General features: G+C 62.1%; 14 protein-coding genes. 7 read left to right on the top strand and 7 right to left on the bottom strand.

The window, feature by feature from the left end; genetic code table 11:
* Window positions 1-74: 74 nt before the first annotated feature.
* From Q0T48_RS12330 to Q0T48_RS12320, 3 genes are read left to right on the top strand one after another with little or no spacing between them, the layout of a single operon-like run.
* Window positions 75-1,112 carry a glycine betaine/L-proline ABC transporter ATP-binding protein gene (locus Q0T48_RS12330; RefSeq protein WP_295956750.1) on the top strand — a complete coding sequence of 346 codons (1,038 nt, stop codon included), beginning with the start codon at window positions 75-77 and terminating at the stop codon, window positions 1,110-1,112.
* Window positions 1,105-1,977: a proline/glycine betaine ABC transporter permease gene (locus tag Q0T48_RS12325; RefSeq protein WP_295956749.1), complete on the top strand. Its 873-nt coding sequence runs from the start codon at window positions 1,105-1,107 to the stop codon at window positions 1,975-1,977. Before Q0T48_RS12330 ends, Q0T48_RS12325 begins: the two co-directional genes overlap by 8 nt.
* A gap of 20 nt (window positions 1,978-1,997) precedes the next feature.
* Window positions 1,998-3,077 (top strand): GlxA family transcriptional regulator, encoded by a 1,080-nt coding sequence (locus tag Q0T48_RS12320; RefSeq protein ID WP_295956747.1) that lies wholly within the window; start codon window positions 1,998-2,000, stop codon window positions 3,075-3,077.
* Between the two features lie 79 nt (window positions 3,078-3,156).
* Here Q0T48_RS12320 and Q0T48_RS12315 read toward each other — a convergent pair whose 3' ends face one another.
* The 7 genes from Q0T48_RS12315 to Q0T48_RS12285 form a co-directional block, all read right to left on the bottom strand.
* Entirely contained in the window at window positions 3,157-5,358 is a 2,202-nt protein-coding gene (locus Q0T48_RS12315; RefSeq protein ID WP_295956746.1) for a protein kinase, read from the bottom strand.
* A gap of 4 nt (window positions 5,359-5,362) precedes the next feature.
* Window positions 5,363-6,007 carry a DUF3365 domain-containing protein gene (locus Q0T48_RS12310; RefSeq protein ID WP_295956744.1) on the bottom strand — a complete coding sequence of 215 codons (645 nt, stop codon included), beginning with the start codon at window positions 6,005-6,007 and terminating at the stop codon, window positions 5,363-5,365.
* Window positions 6,008-6,010: 3 nt separating this feature from the next.
* Window positions 6,011-6,235 (bottom strand): hypothetical protein, encoded by a 225-nt coding sequence (locus tag Q0T48_RS12305; protein WP_295956743.1) that lies wholly within the window; start codon window positions 6,233-6,235, stop codon window positions 6,011-6,013.
* Between the two features lie 191 nt (window positions 6,236-6,426).
* The gene (locus tag Q0T48_RS12300) at window positions 6,427-9,012 is read right to left on the bottom strand and encodes a calcium-binding protein (RefSeq protein ID WP_295956741.1); all 2,586 of its coding nucleotides are present in this window, start codon (window positions 9,010-9,012) and stop codon (window positions 6,427-6,429) included.
* A 352-nt stretch (window positions 9,013-9,364) separates the two neighbouring features.
* Complete coding sequence (locus tag Q0T48_RS12295) at window positions 9,365-9,544, bottom strand: calcium-binding protein (protein ID WP_295956739.1); 180 nt, start codon at window positions 9,542-9,544, stop codon at window positions 9,365-9,367.
* Between the two features lie 247 nt (window positions 9,545-9,791).
* Entirely contained in the window at window positions 9,792-11,285 is a 1,494-nt protein-coding gene (locus tag Q0T48_RS12290) for an HlyD family type I secretion periplasmic adaptor subunit (protein WP_295956738.1), read from the bottom strand.
* On the bottom strand, window positions 11,282-13,444 hold the full coding sequence (locus tag Q0T48_RS12285; RefSeq protein WP_295956736.1) for a type I secretion system permease/ATPase: 2,163 nt from the start codon (window positions 13,442-13,444) through the stop codon (window positions 11,282-11,284). Before Q0T48_RS12285 ends, Q0T48_RS12290 begins: the two co-directional genes overlap by 4 nt.
* 211 nt (window positions 13,445-13,655) lie before the next feature.
* Between Q0T48_RS12285 and treZ the strand changes: the two genes are divergently transcribed.
* The 4 genes from treZ to betB all read left to right on the top strand — a co-directional run bounded on the left by treZ (window position 13,656) and on the right by betB (window position 19,092).
* Window positions 13,656-15,395, top strand: coding sequence for a malto-oligosyltrehalose trehalohydrolase (gene treZ, locus Q0T48_RS12280; protein ID WP_295956733.1), 1,740 nt, complete (start codon window positions 13,656-13,658; stop codon window positions 15,393-15,395).
* Window positions 15,396-15,620: 225 nt separating this feature from the next.
* The gene (locus Q0T48_RS12275) at window positions 15,621-16,568 is read left to right on the top strand and encodes a choline ABC transporter substrate-binding protein (protein ID WP_295956731.1); all 948 of its coding nucleotides are present in this window, start codon (window positions 15,621-15,623) and stop codon (window positions 16,566-16,568) included.
* Window positions 16,569-16,751: 183 nt separating this feature from the next.
* The gene (gene purU / locus Q0T48_RS12270; protein ID WP_295956729.1) at window positions 16,752-17,612 is read left to right on the top strand and encodes a formyltetrahydrofolate deformylase; all 861 of its coding nucleotides are present in this window, start codon (window positions 16,752-16,754) and stop codon (window positions 17,610-17,612) included.
* 19 nt (window positions 17,613-17,631) lie between these two features.
* Window positions 17,632-19,092, top strand: a complete 1,461-nt coding sequence (betB, locus tag Q0T48_RS12265) for a betaine-aldehyde dehydrogenase (protein ID WP_295956727.1) — start codon at window positions 17,632-17,634, stop codon at window positions 19,090-19,092.
* The last annotated feature ends 10 nt before the right edge of the window (window positions 19,093-19,102 follow it).

The following is a 19,102-nucleotide window of genomic DNA, read 5'->3' as shown; positions in this document are numbered from 1 at the left end:
AATTTGTGGCACGTTGCTTGCTAAAAATAAATATTTCAACGTGTTTTTTTGTTACCTATTCTCGGAGAACCGCCATGCCTCAGCCCAAGATAAGCGTTAAAAATTTATACAAGATATTTGGAAGCAATATCGCCCCCGCCCAGAAGATGCTGGCCGAAGGGCGCAGCAAGGACGAGGTGTTTGCCACCACCGGCCATGTGGTCGGGGTCAACAAAGTCAGCTTTGATGTGGCCGCGGGCGAAATCTATGTGCTCATGGGCCTGTCGGGCTCGGGCAAGTCCACGCTGATCCGGTTGATCAACCGTCTGGTGGAGCCGTCCTCGGGCTCCATCAACATCGACGGCGAAGACATTGCCAAGCTGCCGCAGCCCGAACTGGTGAAGTGGCGGCGCAAGCGGGTGGCCATGGTGTTCCAGTCGTTCGCCCTCATGCCGCACCGCAACGTGCTGGATAACGCGGCCTTCGGACTCGAAATGGCCGGGACAGACCGCAAGACCCGCGAAGCCCGCGCCATGGAAGTGCTGGGCCAGGTCGGCCTGCAAACCTATGCGGCCAAGTTCCCCTCGCAATTGTCCGGTGGTATGCAGCAGCGCGTAGGCCTGGCCCGCGCCCTGGCGGTCGACCCCGACATCCTGCTAATGGACGAAGCCTTCTCGGCGCTCGACCCGCTTAAGCGCGTGGAAATGCAGGGCCTGATGCTGGAACTGCAAAAGAAGCAGCAGCGCACCGTGCTGTTTGTGTCGCACGACCTGGAAGAAGCCCTGCGCATCGGCACCCGCATCGCCATCATGGAAGGCGGCAATCTGGTGCAAGAAGGCACCGCCCACGAGATCATCACCAAGCCCGCCAACGACTACGTGCGCCGGTTCTTTGAAGGTGTGGACACCTCGCGCTACCTCACTGCGGCCGACCTGCTCGACCCCGCTCTGAACGGCCACTCCTACACCGGTGGGCCGCGCCTTCCCTGGTCCACCACCCTGCCCGAAGCCATGAAGATCGTGCTCGGCGGCGACCAACCCGTTGGCGTGTTCAACGATGCCGAACAATGCCTTGGCTGTATTTCTGCCCGCAGCCTGCTCATCAAAATGTCCCAAGAGGCCCGCCATGTCTGATCTGCTTACCCAAGTAACCGAAGCCACCCATGACATGCTGCCGCTGGGCAAGTGGGTCAACGCCGGGGTTAAAAGCCTGCTGGACAACAGCGCCGCCGTGTTCGACTCCATCGGCGTGGTGGTCGAAGGCTTTGCCCAGTCCATCGAGCAAGGCATGCTGGCCATTCCCTTCTGGCTGGTGATTCTGGTCGCCACGGTGGTGGGCTGGCGCCGCCTGGGCTGGAAGTTTGGCGTGTTTGTTGCTTTGGCTTTGATGCTGATTGTGGTGACCGGTTTCTGGCCGCAAACCATGGTGACCCTGGCGCTGACGCTGTCGGCCACCATCATCAGTCTGATTTTTGGAATTCCGCTGGGCATCTGGTGTGCCCGCAATAACCATGTGAACGCCAGCGTGCGCCCCATCCTCGACTTCATGCAAACCATGCCTGCTTTCGTCTACCTGATCCCCGCCGCCATGCTGTTTGGCCTGGGCCGCGTGCCCGGCACGATTGCGACCGTGATCTTCGCCATGCCCCCGGTGGTGCGTCTAACCAGCCTGGGTATCCGCCAGGTCAGCTCCGAGCAGGTCGAGGCCGGTAACGCCTTTGGCTGCACCGCCACGCAGTTGCTATTCAAGGTGCAGTTGCCAATTGCCCTGCCTACCATCATGGCCGGAGTCAACCAGACCATCATGATGGCCTTGTCCATGGTCATCATCGCGTCCATGGTAGGCGCGGGTGGCCTGGGCAACGACGTGCTGGCCAGCATCCAGCGGCTGGACATCGGACTCGGGTTTGAGAGTGGACTGGCGGTGGTTTTGCTGGCTATCATCCTGGACCGCCTCACTGAGAGTTTTGGTGTCGCCCGAAAAAGCCGCGAAAGCTAAGGAACTGTACCGTGCCCCGTATGTCCCCAGAATCCGCCCCGGTTGTCGCATTTGGAGCCAATGACTCCAGTGCCAAGGCACGCGCGATACACATCGGCTTCATCCTGCTGCCCGAGTACTCGATGATCGCCTTTGCCAACGCGGTGGAAACCCTGCGCATGGCCAACTACATCAGCCGCCAGACGCTGTACCGCTGGACCGTGATCAGCCCTGGCGACCAGGCCGCTGTGGCCAGCAATGGCCTGGCGATCAGCGCCGTGGGCGCGACAGCAGGGTCTGCCGGGCTGACCGACTGCGACATGGTGTTTGTCTGCGGCGGGGTCAATGTGCGCCAGGCCACCGACGATACCGTGCGCCAGTTGCTGCGCCAATGTGCCGCCACGGGTGCCACCATGGGCTCGCTGTGCACAGGGGCATTTGCCCTGGCCAACGCCGGGCTGCTGGACGGCTACCGCTGCGCCATCCACTGGGAAAACCTGGCCGCCATCAGCGAAGAATTCCCCAAGGTGCAGTTTTCTACCGAAGTCTTCATCGTCGACCGCGACCGCATCACCTGCTCGGGCGGTACCAGCCCCCTGCACCTGATGCTGCACCTGATGCGCGAGCGCTTTGGGGCCAAGCTGGTGATGGATGTGTCCGAGCAGTTCATCATCGAACGCCTGCGCGCCAGCAAAGACCGCCAGCGCATCCCCCAGCCCGAGTGCATCGGCCCCGGCTACCAGCACCTGACCGAGGCCGCCGAAATCATGGCCGCCAACATCGAAGAACCCTTGCCGCTGGCCGAGCTGGCCAGTGCCATCAACCTGTCGCTGCGCCAGCTGGAGCGCCTGTTCCACCGCTACTTCAGCATGAACCCGGCGCAGTACTACATGAACCTGCGCCTGCGCCGCGCCCAAGAGCTGCTGACGCACAGCAGCATGCCCATCATGCAGGTCACCGTGGCCTGTGGCTTTCAGTCGTCGTCACACTTCTGCAAGGCCTACCGCAGCCTGTTTGGCCAGTCGCCCAGCGAAGAGCGTCGCAGCCACGCCGCAGCCACCACCAAGCCGCGCGCCAGCAACTGGCAAGAGCGGCCCGGCCCGGTGATGCGGGCCGCCTGACTTCCTTAATTTGCTACTGTATTTATAGCTACTTGTATAGGTACCGTAAGCGCTAGATGCACTTTTTACACCAAAGTAGCTAGTACGATCTCTTCGGCAGTGCGCGCTTAAGCGACTGAACAAACTGCTCGCGCTGGTCAGGCCGGTCGATGGTCTGGGCAATGGTGGCGATGAAATCTTTGAAGGTGGTGCAGTGGCCCGCCTTTTTGCGGATCAGTACTTTGGCAATCGGGCCGATAAACTTGCTCAACGCCAGCTCGATGGTCACCAACTCGTCCGAACTGATAGCAAACGGGTGTGTCACCGACTGCAGCTGCGAGACCGACTGGCTGGCACCGGTGCTGCGCAGGCTGTTCGGACGGCTCAGCACCGGCTGGCTAGGGGTCTGGCTGAGCGGCATGGGCCGCGAACCCAGGCCGTCCGCAGACAAGCTCCCGGCACCGGTCGATGCCTGGAATCCGCTGGGCGCCGTCTTGCTGCCCGGTTGCGCCTGGCCCACGGCAGGGGTCCCGGCCAAAAACGAGGCCCGGGTGCGCGACTCCTGGATCGCCGGGGCCAGCGTTTCCCGCAGGTGGGCAATGTCCTGCGCCAGTGGCAACACTTTGCGCACCAGCACTCGCGCCAACGGGCCGATGTGGCGCGAAAGTTCGCTTTCAATCTCCAGCACCTTTTCGGGTGCCAGCAGGGTGGCGGTTTGCATGCGCACCGTGGTGGTGTAGCCGGTGCTGCCCGGGGGGCCTACTTTCAGCGTGGGCTCCAAGCCCGGCGCATGGCCTTCCACCGCATACACCTCGTGCAGGCGGCCATGCTTGTCCTCGTGCGGGCCCAGATAGCGAAACAGCTCGGCCGTGCTGTCGGTAATGCGCGAAATCACATCGAAGTACGAGCGCGACACCAGCAGCTGGTTAGCCTGGGCGAAGTCCATCACCTGCTTGGCCACGTTGATGCCGTCGCCCACCACGTTGACCCGCTCGTTGATGTCGGAAATGATGCGCACTGGCCCCATGTGCAGGCCCATGCGCACCGCCACATGGCTGCCATAGCGCTGCCCCAGCAAGTCGCGCAGCAACATGGCCGACTGCAGGGCCTCCTCGGGGTCGCCCAGAAAGCAGATCGCCGCGCCGTCGCCGGTGTCGATGGCGATACGCGTTTCTTCCGCGATACCGTGCAAGGCCTTAACGATCAGCCCATTGAAAACCTTTTTCAGCGCCACCTGGTTGTCCACCGAGCGAATAGCGTAGCCCACCAAGTCCAAAAACAAGATGGTGCAGAGCAGGTTGCGCCGCTGGTCGGCCGGGATACGGGCGGCAGCCGTGCGGTTGGTCAGGCGGCTCTCCGAAGCCAGATGGAAGTCCAGCATGTCGGTAGCTTGCGGCTTGGCGGCCTCATTGAGGGCGGCCCGGAACAAGGCCACCGACTGCGGGCGGCGACTTTCATCCGGCAGCAGCGCCCAGTCGATGGCCTGCAGCAATTTGGCACCAAACACCGCGGCATCGCCCAGGCTGGACGCAGGCAGCATGGTGTCCTGTGTCACGCGGGCGGCTGACTCGGTGGGCTTCTCGCCGGTGGTCATCCAGTACATCACCGCACCCAGCGAGTAGATGTCGGTCCAAGCCCCCTGCTTGCCCTGGGAGTGGTACTGCTCGAACGGCGCAAAACCCGGGCTGATGATGTTGGTCATGGCGCTGTCGCTGCTGACGCGGCGGGCCGCGCCGAAGTCCAGCAGCACCGGGGTGCCATCGGCGCGCACATAGATGTTGTCGGGCTTGATGTCGCGGTGCAAAAAGCCGGTTTGGTGCACCGCGTCCAGGCCGTCGAGCAGCGGATGGATGATGGACAGCAGCGCGTCCCGGGTCAGCGGCGCATGGTTGGGCACCCAGCGCTTCAGGCGCTGGCCCAGCTCGTACTCCATGACGATGTAGGCGCTGTCGTTCTGCTTGAAATAGCGCAGCACTCGCACGATGTTATGGTGGCGAAACGAGGCCAGGGCCCGGGCTTCGTCCAGAAAGCGCTGCAAACCCCAGTCGTACTTGGCCTGCGCGCTCTGGTGGCCTTCGCGCACCGCCACGGCGTGGTTCTCGCCCCGGGCCACCAGGCCGCTGGGAAAGTATTCCTTGATCGCCACCGTCAGGTTCAGGTTGTCGTCGCGGGCCAGGTAGGTGATGCCAAAGCCGCCGCTGCCCAGCACGCTCTGGATCTGGTATTCGAGCATGCGGTAGCCCACCGGCAGGCTGGCCGCGTCGGCCGAAACGTTCTGGGGCACTGCGCCGGGCTCCGCCATGGGCTTACTCGTCAATCATCTGCATGGCCTTTTCCAGACTACGGCGCATGCGGTTGAAGGAACTGCCCAGCACGGCGACTTCGTCATCGCCTTTTTCGCTGAATTCGGGCTGGTTGAAGTCGCCGGTGGAGATGCCGTCGGCCGCCAGCGACATGCGCCGGATAGGCCGCACGATGAGCCAGCTGAGCATGATGTTGAGCACGATGAACACCACCACAAACACCCCGGCCAGCGAAGCCATAAAGGCGGTAAAAGCCCGGTCGGCATGCGCCAACGGCACCTCCATCGGCACCGACACCACCTGGGCCCCGACGATTTCATTGTGCTTCCAGCCAAAGCCGTTGGCCGCGCCGTAGATCTTCAACATGGTGGGCGGCGCGGCGGCGGCCACGCTGTGGCACTGCAGGCAGGCCCCGTTGGTGATCTGGATGGGCTTGGCGATATACAGGCTGCGCCCGGTGAGCGAGGGCCGCTCGCCCACGATCTCCCGCACGGCCTCATGCTGGCGAAACTGGTTGACCACATCCGCCTCCCAGTCGGCCGTGCGGTCGCGCGGGTTGGTGGGGTTGAGCACCGCCTCTTTGTAGCGGTACTCGGGGTAGTTCTTTTGCAGCTGGTTCAGGGTCTCGGTGGCCGCGTAGGCGGGCACGGTTTACGGCAAAAACACCTCTTCGAGCTGCTTGAGCAGATGCGGCTGTACCTGGGTGATGGTGTAGTTGCGCACCGCGCCGGCGGTTTCCATCATCAGCCGGGCGTTGCGCACCACTTCGTCACGGGCGTTGTCCTGCAAAAGCTGGCGCGACACGGCTCCAGCGGCCACAAAGCCCGCCAGAAAAACCAGCACCAGCACCAAATTGAATTTAAGTCGCAAGCCCATGAGGTGTATCTTTTTGTTTGCAACTCACTCTATCGGCATGGTGCCTACAGCCCAACCGCCGCCTGGGGGCCTACAGCCTAGTGCGACGGGGACGGAAGCGGCGAGTTCCCGCACACCCTATTTGCTACTATATTGATAGCTATTTGCACTTATTCATAAAGCGCAAGAGGCCATTTTTATCAATATTTTCTTTAGCCCCAGCTAATCGCCAGCACCGGAGACAATTCTGTGGCATACCCGCTGGACAAGCTAGTCTGCCCCGCCGCCGGGGGCGCAAAGGCCGCCATCGCCTGCACCAGGTTTTGCACTTGCCCCTCCAGCAAAGTTTGGCCGTAGCTGGTTTTGAACTGCTCCACATGGTGCTGGTTGCCGAGGTACCAGTCGGTGATGCTGAACTTGTCGTTGCTGCCGATGATGGTCACGTCCAGGTTGTTACCCGTCTGGCTGAACCACAGCTGGTCGGCGGTCACGCCGACGCCGAACTCGGCCACGTCGGTGTTGCCTGCAGTGGCATCGTCCTCGTGGATGGTGTCGGCTCCAAAACCACGGTCCAGCCGGTAGATGTCGTTGCCGGTACCACCCGCCAGGGTGTTGTCGGCACTGTTGCCCACCAGCAGGTTACCCAGCGCATTGCCGGTGGCGTTGACGGCAGCCTCCCCGGTCAGCACCAGCTCCTCGACGTTGGCATTCAGCGTGTAGTCGATGCTGGAAAACACCGTGTCTTGGCCTTCGCCCGCCAGTTCGGTCACCAAGTCGCCCGCGCTGTCCACGTAGTAGACATCGTTGCCCGCGCCGCCCAGCAGAGTGTCGGCCCCGCCTGCGCCGTTGAGCCAGTCGTTCCCGGCACCGCCCGTGAGGATGTTGGCGGCGCTGTTGCCGTCCAGGTAGTTGCTCGACCCATTGCCGGTGGCGTTGGTGGCGGCATCGCCCACCAGCACCAACTGCTCCAGGTTGTCGCCCAGGGTGTAGCTGACGCTGGAGAACACTTTGTCGATACCGATGTCTGCCAGCTCCGTCACCACATCGCCGGTGTTGTCCACGAAGTAGCCGTCGTTGCCGGTGCCGCCCAGCATCGTGTCGGCCCCGGCGGCCCCATCGATCCAGTCGTCCCCGGCCCCGCCCGTAAGAGTGTTGGCCGCGCTGTTGCCCAACAGGTTGTTGTCCAGGGCATTGCCGGTGGCATCGACTGCGCCATCTCCGATCAGCACCATCTTTTCCAGGTTTTTGGCCAGGGTGTAGCTAACGCTGGAGAACAGCGTATCGGTTCCTTCATCCGCCAACTCCAGCACCATATCGCCGACGTTGTCCACATAGTAGGCATCGTCACCCACCCCGCCCAGCAAAACATCAGCATCCTCGGCTCCATTGATCCAATCGTCACCGCCACCACCGATGAGGATGTTGTACGCACTGTTGCCGTCCATGTGGTTACCCAAGCCATTGCCGGTGCCACCGATCTCGGCATAGCCGGTCAGCACCAGACTTTCCAGGTTGTCGCCCAGCGTGTAGTTGACATACGTGTACACGGTGTCAACGCCCTCGCTTGGCAACTCGGTCACCACATCGCCCGTGTTCTCTACGAAGTAGGTGTCATCGCCCGTGCCGCCGAGCATGGTGTCGGCCCCCCACCTCCCATCGATCACATCACTACCCGCACCGCCGACGAGGGTGTTCCCGGCGTTGTTGCCATACAGCGCGTTGTCCATCGCGTTGCCGGTGGCATCGGAGGCATCACCCATCAACGTCAGATTCTCCAGGTTGTCACCCAGTGTGTAGCTCGCACTGGCCAACACCAGGTCGGTGCCTTCGCCCACCAGTTCGATAGTGACATCGCCGCTGTCATCCACGTAGTAGAAATCGTTGCCAGCCCCGCCAAGCAGGGTGTCCTTGCCCGCGCCTCCGATCAGGTAGTCGTCGCCTGCTCCGGCGTCCAGCGTGTCATCGCCGTCCCAGCCCCACAGGTTGTCGTTACCTGCGCCTCCAAACAGGGTGTCGTTGCCGTTGTCGCCACTGAGGTTGTCGTTGCCTTCACCACCTATCAAGGTGTCGTTGCCATCCCCTCCATTGAGTTGGTCTACACCCGCACCACCATCGAGCACATCGTCGCCCGCCAAACCAAAGACGGTATCGTCACCCGCCAAAGCGTTAATCACATCGTCACCCGAGGTTCCCCACAAAGTGTCCGGGCCTTCGGTTACCACATTGGCTTTCATAAGCAAAATGTCCACAGACCACACCGTGCCGTCGGCGAATTTCACCTGCTGCAAGGGGTTGTACCGGTCAGCCATGCTATCGGGCCCAAGGAAGCCAACCACCGAAAATTGGTCCGTACTGCCCGCAATAGAGAGTACTAAATCTGTATAAGCACTACTCACCACCACATCTGATGGCAGGATGCCGTCCTTGAACTCCAAAATGTTGAAGCGGCCCTCATCCGTGCTGTAGTCGGTCCAAAGTCTGTCTTGTCCATCACCTCGACCAAACAAATAGGTGTTGTTGCCGATTCCGCCGTACAGGTCGTCGCCGCCTGCACCACCGTCCAGCGTGTCGTCCCCCGTGGCGCCAATCAACAAATCGTCGCCATCACCACCAAAAATCTGGTCGTCACCGGCATCGCCACCGAGCAGATCGTTACCCGCCAGCCCCTCGATGCGGTCGTTACCGCCCAAAGCGTAAATAACGTCCTCGCCCGATGTACCCATCAACAGGTCATCGCCCTCCGATGCAACGGCTGCCGCTGCATCGGCTTGGGTGGTATTTGCAATTGCGTCGGCCATGTCTATCCTTTGGGTCTGGCAATGGTTAAGGTCCTGAAAGCGCAGGCAATGCAGCAAAGCACATTGCCAAGGGCACAGGTTCCTAGTTATATGCCGCAACTCTTTTGCGCCGCCCGTAAAGCGCTGGCAAAGGCTCTTGATTTGTAACCAAATTACAGGCCCCGAAACAGCACCCCTGGACACTCCATCTTGGCGCGGGCATCGGCAGCGCCTTTTATGTTTTAAATGTTGCACTTAGACACCCACAGCTGGCTTGGGCAGCGGTAGCGGCTTTATATGTAAGGAAATCGGCTGCTAGCGCTTGTCAAAAATCGCCAGTAGCTACTTATTTGATAGCAAAATAGTTGTGCACCTAGCTGTCGAGCAGGGTTTTGCCATCGCTGGTTTTGAACTGCTCCACGTGGTACCAGCTGCCCAGGTACCAGTTGCTGATGCTGAACTTGTCACTGGTGCCAATGATGGCCACGTCCAGGTTGTTGCCCGTCTTGGTAAACCACAACTGTGCGGTAGCAGGCGCTGCCTGTAGTGCCAAACCCAGGTCGCCCGGCTTTCAGTTCTGCACGGTGATGGTGCCTTGGACGCTGGCTACGCCGATCGCACTCGGCCCCACATCATCAGGAGACTCGCCGAGTGGTGCAACGATGAACGTCCCCTGACCTTCACCTCCAAATACATACCAAAAAATTGCCGTTTTCCTCGCCATATTCAGATCCTTTATGTTTCAAATATTGCACTTGCACATTGCCGTATTTCCTAGACTGCTGGCTATGCGGCCACCTCTATCTTTCCCGCAAACTCTCACTCCCCGCCCGCTGCACCGGACTGAGCAAGTATTCGATGATCCTTCTCCGCCCCGTCTTGATCTCCGCAGTCACATTCATCCCCGGGCTCAAATCCACCCGCTTGCCGTCAATGAGCATGCTGGTCTGCTGAAAGGTGATAGTGGCCGGGTAGTAGCTGCCTTTCTTCTCGTCCGTCACCGCGTCCGCCGTGACCACATCCACGGTGGCGGCGACCGTGCCGTACTTGGTGTACGGGAAGGTTTCCAGCTTTACCTCGGCTGTTTGCCCGGCGTTGACGAAGCCAATGTCCTGGTTGGCGATGCTGATCTCGGCGGTGACGGTGGCGCTGTCGGGCACCACCACCATCAGCGGCTGGGCCTCGGTGACCACGCCGCCTACCGAGTGGATGGCCAGTTGCTGCACCACGCCGTCCACCGGGGCGGTGAGCTGGGTCAGGCGTTCGCGGTGGCTGGCTTTGGCGTGGTCGGCGTTGAGCTGCTGCAGGCGGCTGCTGGCCTGGGCGTGGCGGTCGCTTAAATTGCGCACGGTTTCGGCCCAGTAGGCGGCCTTGGCCTGCTCGGTCTCGGCCAGAGTGGACTGGGCCTCGGCCAGGCGGGCGCGCTGGGTGGCCAGGTCGCGCTCTTGCTCCACGCGTTCGCGGGTTTTGTCCTGGGTGGCGTGGTTGGAGATGAAGCCCTGGCCCACCAGGGCTTTGAAGTCGGCCTCGCGGGTTTGGGCCATGGGCACGGTGGCTTCCAGCTTGGCGATGCTGGCCTGTACGGTAGCGGCTTCGGCGTGGTGGCGCTGGGTTTCGGCATCGAACTTGGCCAGCTTGGCGCGGATGTCTTGCCATTCGGATTCGAGTTGGGCCAGGGTGGCCGCACGCTCCGCAGCGCTTACTTCCAAATTAAGTACCAAATCGGCCTCTAGCGTAGGTGCTGTCTGCGCTATCTGCTTCTGATTCAATAGCATTTGCAGCAGTGCCTGGGTGCGTACCAGCTCCGATGCCTGGGCCTGGCGCTGGGTTTGGATGCTGGTTTTGTCGGCGTTGGCGCTGGTGGGGTCCAGCTCGACCAGCACCTGGCCCGCTTTCACCCGGTCCCCGTCTTTGACGCGCACGGCGCGCACCACGCTGGGCTCCAGCGGCTGGATGAGCTTGGTGCGGTCGCTCACCATGATGCGGCCCGGCGCCACGGCCACGATGTCCACCTGGCCTACGCTGGCCCACACCAGGGCGATCCCAAACAGCGCCACCAGCCCCCAGGCCAAGCGGCGCGGGGCCGGGTGCACGGGGGTGTCCTGCAGGCTCAGGGCGGCGGGCAAGAAGGCCAGTTCGTCGGCCAGCCGGGCCGGGCCTGCCAGCTCGGCGCGGTGGGCCCAGGCTGCGCGGAAGATGGCGCGGTACCGGGCCAGCAAATGCAGCGCGGGGTGACGGGGGGTGGCTGGGGTGGAGGCGTGGGGTAACGGGTGGCTTGGGGATGTTTCGCTCATGCCGCCACCCCTTCGGTAGGCTGCCCGCCGTCTTGCATGTGCCACAGGTGGGCGTAGATGCCTTGCTGGCGCAGCAGGTCGGCATGCGGCCCGGTTTCCACGATCTGGCCTTTGTCCATCACGATGATGCGGTGGGCGTGGCGCACGGCGCTCAGGCGGTGGGCAATGATGAGCACGGTGCGGCCTTGGGCGATGAACTGCATGTTCTTTTGGATCACGGCTTCGCTCTCGTAGTCCAGCGCGCTGGTGGCTTCGTCAAAGATCAGGATGCGGGGGTTGGTGAACAGGGCACGGGCAATGGCGACGCGCTGGCGCTGACCGCCGCTCAAGGAGCCGCCCTGCTCGCCCACCAGGGTGTCGTAGCCTTCGGGCAGGGTGCTGATGAAGTCGTGGGCCCCGGCCAGTTGGGCCACGCGCACCACGGCTTCGATGGGGGCGGCGGGGTCGGTGATGGCGATGTTCTCTCTGACCGAACGTGTAAACAGCAGGTTCTCTTGCAGCACCACGCCCACCTGGCGGCGCAGCTGGGCCGCGTCGATCAGGCTGATGTCGATGCCGTCCACCAGCAGGCGGCCCGCCTCGGGCACGTACAGGCGCTGCACCAGCTTGGTCAGCGTACTTTTGCCCGAGCCGCTGCGGCCCACGATGCCGATGACCTCGCCTGCGCGAATGTCCAGGCTGACGCTGTTGAGCACCGGCGCGGCCTCGGGGCGGTAGCGAAAGGTGACCTGGTCCAGCGTGATGCGGCCCTTGACGGGGGGCAATTGGGCGGTGCTGGTGGGGGGCACTTCGGTGCGGGTGTTGAGGATGTCGCCCAGGCGGGCCACCGAGATGCCGGTTTGCTGGAAGTCGGTCCACAGCTGGGCCATGCGCATGATGGGTTGGGACACGCGGCCTGCAAACATGTTGAAGGCCACAAACTGGCCTACCGTGAGCTGGTTGTCCATCACCAGGTGTGCGCCGTACCAAAGCGTGGCGGCGTTGACGAGCTTGCCAATGAGGTTGACGCCCTCGTGGGCCACGCTGGCGAGGTTTTGCGTCTTGAAAGAGGCGGAGACGTAGGCGGCGAGCTGGCCGTCCCAGCGCTTGCCGAATGCCGGCTCCAGCGCGGTGGCTTTAACGGTTTGGATGCCAGTGACGGTTTCCACCAGCATGGCCTGGTTCTCGGCCCCCCGGGCGAACTTCACGTCCAGGCGCTGGCGCAGCATGGGTACGACGGCCAGGCTCAGGCCAAAGTACAGCGGCAAACTCACCAGCACAATCAAGGTGAGCGGCACGCTGTAGAACAGCATCACGGCGATGAAGACGATGCTGAAGAACACGTCGAGCAGCACGGTGAGGGCGTTGCCGGTGAGGAAGCTGCGGATGTTCTCCAACTCGCGCACACGGGCCACCGAGTCGCCCACCCGCCGCGCCTGGAAGTAGGCCAAGGGCAAGGCTACCAGGTGGCGAAACAGACGCGAACCCAGCTCTACGTCGATACGGCTGGTGGTGTGGCTAAAGATATAGCTGCGCAAGGCGTTGAGCACGCTCTCAAAAACCACCACCACCACCAGGCCGGTGACCAGCACGTCCAGGGTGGTCAGGCCTTTGTGCACCAGCACTTTGTCCATGATGACCTGAAAGAACAGCGGACTGACCAGGCCGAAAAGTTGTAGCGCAAACGAGATCAGCAGCACCTCACCCAACAGCTTGCGGTACTTGACCAGGGCGGGGATAAACCACGAGAAGTCAAACTTGGCGAGTGCCCCGGCCAAGCTGGCGCGGCTGCTGACCAAAATGATTTGGCCGGTCCACAGGGTAGCGAAGGCCTCCACCGATTCGATGGTGGGGCGGGAGGTAGCGGGGTCTTGCAGCAGTACCCGGCTGCCGTCGCATTGGGCCAGTATGGCCACGCGCAAGCTGCCATCATCGGTGCGCATCACCGCCAGGGCGGGCAGCGGGATGAGAGCCAGGCGGTCGGGGCGGCTGTGGATGAGCTTGGCCGTGAGCCCTAACTGCTGGGCGGCATGTAACAGGTCATCGCAGGTGATCGCCTGATTGGAGGACCAACCCAGTTGGTGCGCGAGCGTGGCCGGGTCGGCGGCGATTTGGTGGAAACGGGCTACGGCGCAGAGGACGGTGAGGGCCGAAAACGGGGGGGCGTTAAGAGCAGGCACGCTGTTCGCTGCGTGGCTGGGTTGCGCTGGCAATGGATGCATCCGTGAACCAATATTTTTATGAATTTTGTATACAATTTTTTTGTAAAGTCTACTGTGTAAAGAACAAGCCGGCAGTCTTAAGACTCAGTAAATAACGTAAGTGTTAGATACGTAAAAGCAAACAAACCCGCCTGCTACCATCGTTTCCCCCACCTAGGAGACACGCGCAATGGCAGCAGTTGGTCACTTCATAACAGCCGATGGACGCTCGGCATTCCGGGTCTTTGCCCCGCTGAAAACCCACCTCAGCGTGCTACTGGTAGAACCACCGAACCGTATCTCCCTGACAGTTGACGCGCTGGGCTATTGGCATGGCGATACCGACCGCCTGCCGCACGGCACGCTGTATTGGCTGGAGGTAGATGGCCAGCGCTTCCCCGACCCGGCATCGCACTACCAGTCGCAGGGGGTGCATGGTCCATCCATGGTGGTGGATGCCACGCCTGCCCACAGCCCGGGCTGGACGGGCGTAAAGATGGAAGACGCCATCCTGTACGAGCTGCACCTGGGCACCTTCACGCCCGAGGGCACGCTGGCCGCAGCGCAGCACAAGCTGCCTTACCTGCGCGACCTGGGTATCACCGCCATCGAGCTGCTGCCGCTGGCGGCCTTTCCCGGTGAGCGCAACTGGGGCTACGACGGCGTGTGTCTGTTTGCCCTGCACGCTGCGTATGGCAGCTATGCGGATTTGAAGGCCTTCATCGAAGCCGCCCACCGGCATGGCATGGCCGTCATCCTGGACGTGGTCTACAACCATTTTGGGCCCGAGGGCAATTACACCGGAGCCTTTGCGCCCTACACCAAGAGCGCGGCCACGCCCTGGGGAGCAGCCATCAATTTCGACGGCGAGTACAACCACGGCGTACGCGAGTTCTTTTTGGAAAACACCCGCTATTGGCTGGAAGACATCGGCTTCGACGGCTTCCGCATGGACGCGGTGTCGCTGATTTTTGACGTGATGCCGGTGCACATCTTGCGCGAATGCACGGATCTGGCCCGCCGCATCGGCCAGGCCCAGGGCCGCGAGGTGCTGATGATCGCCGAGCACCTGCGCAACAATAAATTTGTGACCGCCGACCAGGGCTTTGGCTACCACGCCCAGTGGAACGACGACCTGAACCACGCCGTATTTGCCAAGCTGACCGGTGAAACTGGCCGCCACTACGCCAACTTCGGCAGCTTTGCCGACGTGGCAAAAGCCCTGCGCGACGGCTTTGTGCTGGACGGCACGCGCTTTGACCAGATCTACAAGTACTTTCTGGGCACCGACGCGGCCAGCACCCAGGGCTTCGAGCACGTGGTGCACATCCAGGACCACGACCAGGTGGGCAACCGCCTGCTGGGCGACCGCATGCTGGCCACCCATGGCCGGGCCAAGGCGCTACTGGGCATTACCGCAGTGCTGGCCAGCCCGTTTGTACCCATGCTGTTCATGGGCGAGGAATACGGCGAGACGGCCCCTTTCCTGTTCTTTGAAGATTTCAGCGACCAGCCGCTGATCGACGGCGTGCGCGCGGGCCGCAAGGCGGACTTTGCCTTTGACGGCGCGGATGGCATCAAGCCACCCGACCCGCATGCGCGCAGCACGTTTGAGGCCTCCAAGCTGCAATGGCATTTGCTGGATGCGCCGCAGAACCGGGCCATCCTGGCGCTGTACCGCCAGCTCATCGCCCTCAAACGCAGCGGCCAGCTCGGCCCCCGCCAGCGCGACCAGGTGCAGGTAGCTGCCGACCCGGCCACCGAGGTGATCACCCTGACCACGCCGCACACGCTGACGGTGCTGAACTTCTCTGCCAGCCCCCAAAAATACACGCAGCCTGCCGGTTGGCAACCCCTGCTGGCCACGGTGGAGGCCCGCGCCGACGGCCTGCTGGCACCGTTTGCCGCCTGGGTGCTGCAGCGCGGCTAAAGCAGCCTATAGCATCCACGCCATTGTTAGCTATTTAAATAATAGCTACTAACGTATATAAAACATACGTTATAGGCATATTTCACACCTAAATTTTTATCTGTTTCCAGACACTGCCGCCCTGGAACAACTCCGCGTCGTTCTTAGCCAAGTTCCGGCGTGTCAACCTGTGAAAGTCCGAGGGTGTCGTCGCTTGGTACAACCCCTCTTTTGAAGGAACTGGTCATGAAATTGAAACTTGCTGTCAACCTCGCCGTCGTTGCCGCCGCCTCCCTGTGCGCGCAGCTGGCCTTTGCCGCCGAACCCACGAGTTGCAAAGCCGTGCACTTCGCCGATGTGGGCTGGAGCGACATCGCCGCCACCACCGGCATGGCCTCGGTGGTGCTGGAAGGCTTGGGCTACAAGCCCACGGTGACGATTGCCTCGGTGCCGATCACCTTTGCCGGCATCAAGTCCAAGCAGATCGATGCCTTCCTGGGCTACTGGAACCCCACCATGACCCCCATCATCGAGCCCTTCATCAAGGCCGGGCAGATCAAGGTGCTGGAGCAGCCCAACCTGGTCGGTGCCAAGTACACCCTGGCCGTGCCTGCCTACCTGTACGACAAAGGCCTGAAGAGCTTTGCCGACATCGCCAAGTTCAAAACCGAGCTGGACGGCAAGATCTATGGCATTGAACCCGGCAACGACGGCAACCTGATCATCCAGAGCATGCTCGACAAAAACGAATTCGGCCTCAAGGGCTTCAAGATGGTCGAATCCTCTGAGGCCGGCATGCTGGCCGAAGTGCAGCGCGCAGGCCGTGCCAACAAGGCCATCGTCTTCCTGGGCTGGGAGCCGCACCCCATGAACGTGCAGATGAAGATGAAGTACCTTGAAGGTGGCGACACCAGCGGCTTTGGCCCCAACTACGGCGAATCCAAGGTCTTCACCGCCGTGCCCCCCAGCTACGAAGCCCGCTGCCCCAACGTGGCCACGCTGCTGAAAAATCTGCAGTTCACCACCGCCATCGAGAACGTGGTGATGGTGGACATCATCAACAAAGCCAAGCCCAACGATGCCGCCCGTGCCTACCTGAAGAAAAACCCCGGCGTGCTGGACGGCTGGCTCAAGGGCGTGACGACCTTTGACGGCAAAGACGGCAAGGCCGCCGTCACCGCCGCATTGAAGTAATTTACCGCCAACTTTCCACTACCTCAAGTAACGCACAACGGCTCTTACGCCAGGAACCCACGGGAACGGATTTGCCGGACCGTCGGGTTCGCCCCCTGCATGTCGTATCGGTTTTTCAAACCGATACGAGGGGGGTTGGCGAAGACACGTAGTGCGCAGCCTGGGGGTACGCAACATTTATCCATGACCACCGCCCAAGCCACCCATTACTGCCTGAACCTCGCCTGCGGCAGCGCTCAGGGGCAGGTTGCTGCCGTATCGGCACTACTTAACGCACACGGTGCCTACATCGAACAGTTTTCGGTGTTTGACGACCACAGCACCGAGCGCTTTTACGTGCGCAGCGTGTTCAGCCTGACCAGCTCGGTACAGGCCTTGCACAGCGCGTTTTCCGAACTGGCCGTGGGCTTTCCGCAGGCGCAGTGGCAGGTGCACGACCTGGCCCAACCCACGCGCGTACTGGTCATGGTGTCCAAGTTCGACCACTGCCTGCGGGAGCTCATCGCCCAGTGGCGGCGCGGCGAACTCAAGATGGACATCGTCGCCATGGTCTCCAACCATGCCGACCTGGCACCACTGGCTGCGGCCGAAGGCATTCCTTTCCACCACCTGCCAATCACCGCCGACACCAAGCCCGCACAAGAGGCCAAGCTCAAGCAATTGATTCTGGACACCGATGCCGAGTACGTGGTGCTGGCCCGCTACATGCAGGTGCTGAGCGAAACGCTGTGCCACGAACTGTACGGCCGCGTCATCAACATCCACCATTCCTTCCTGCCCGGCTTCAAGGGTGGCAAGCCCTACCAGCAGGCCTTTGACCGGGGCGTGAAGCTCATCGGGGCCACAGCCCACTTTGCCACCACCGACCTGGACGAAGGCCCCATCATCGAGCAGTCGGTGGAACGCGTAGACCACGCCGACACCCCCCAGCATTTGTCGCAAGCCGGTCGCCTGGTCGAAAGCCTGGTGCTGTCGCGCGCGCTGCGCTTTGTTTTAGAGCGCCGGGTTTTCATCAACGGCATGAAAACCGTCGTTTTGCGCTGATATTTTTGAGACTATTTGTATGACTGCATCTTTGATTTCCAACTTCGTCAATGGCTTGCCTGTATACGGCAGCGGTGCGCGCTTTGACACCATCAACCCCGCCAACGGCACCATGATTGCCGGGGTGCACGACAGCGATGAGGCCGATGTCAACGCCGCCGTGGCTGCTGCCGAGGCGGGCTTTCAAATCTGGTCCGCCATGACCGGCACCGAGCGGGGCCGCATCCTGCACCGCGCCGCCCAGTTGCTACGCGAACGCAACGACACCCTGGCCGCCATCGAGGTGCAAGACACCGGCAAGCCCTGGCAGGAAGCCTGCGTGGTCGACGTGGCCAGCGGGGCCGACTGCATCGAATACTTTGCTGGCGCCGCCGCCACCCTGGCCGGTGCGCAGTACCCGCTAAAAAACGCCTTCGCCTACACCCGCCGCGAGCCGCTGGGCGTATGCGTGGGCATTGGCGCGTGGAACTACCCCATCCAGATCGCTTGCTGGAAGTCTGCGCCCGCCCTGGCGGCAGGCAACGCGATGATCTTCAAACCGTCTGAACTCACGCCCATGACCGCCGTGAAGCTGGCCGAGATTTACCTGGAAGCGGGCGTGCCCCCCGGCGTGTTCAACGTGCTGCAAGGCCGGGGCACCACCGGCGCGCTGCTGGCGGCCCACCCGGGCGTGGCAAAGGTGTCTGTTACGGGCTCCATCCCCACCGGCAAACGCGTGATGGCCAGCGCCGCCGCCACCCTGAAACGGGTGACCATGGAGCTGGGCGGCAAGTCGCCGTTGATCGTGTTCGACGATGCCGACTTCGAGCAGGCCGTGACCGCCGCGATGATGGCCAACTTCTACACCCAGGGCGAAATCTGCACCAACGGCACCCGCGTGTTCGTGCAGCGCGGCATTGCCGACAAGTTTTTGGCCCGCCTCAAGGAACGCACTCTGCTGCTGCGCGTAGGCGACCCAACCGACCCGGACACCGAGGTCGGCGCACTCATCTCTGCCGCCCACCGCGACAAGGTGCTGGGCTACGTGGCCCAGGGCGTAGCGGGAGGTGCCACGCTGGTCTGCGGCGGCACGGCGGTCAATGTCAAAGGCTGTGAAAACGGCAACTTCGTCGCCCCCACCATCTTTGCCGACTGCACCGACGGCATGGCCATCGTGCAAGAGGAAATTTTCGGCCCGGTGATGGCCTTGCTGGTGTTTGACGACGAGGCCGAAGTGGTGCAGCGCGCCAACGCCACCCGCTTTGGCCTGGCTGCAGGCGTGTTCACCCGCGACGGGGCCCGGGGCCACCGCGTGGCTGCGCGCCTGAAGGCCGGCATTTGCTGGATCAACAACTACAACATCACACCGATCGAGATCCCGTTCGGCGGCGCGGGCGAATCCGGCATCGGCCATGAAAACAGCATGGTCGCGCTGGAGCACTACACCCAGCTGAAAACCGTGTACGTCGAACTGGGCGAAGTCGCCTGCGGCTACCGCTGAGATTGCGCCC

The organism is Rhodoferax sp. (genome assembly GCF_025354435.1).
In the GTDB taxonomy this organism is placed as follows: Bacteria; Pseudomonadota; Gammaproteobacteria; order Burkholderiales; family Burkholderiaceae_C; genus Rhodoferax_B.
This window is presented reverse-complemented; position numbering and strand designations above follow the sequence as displayed.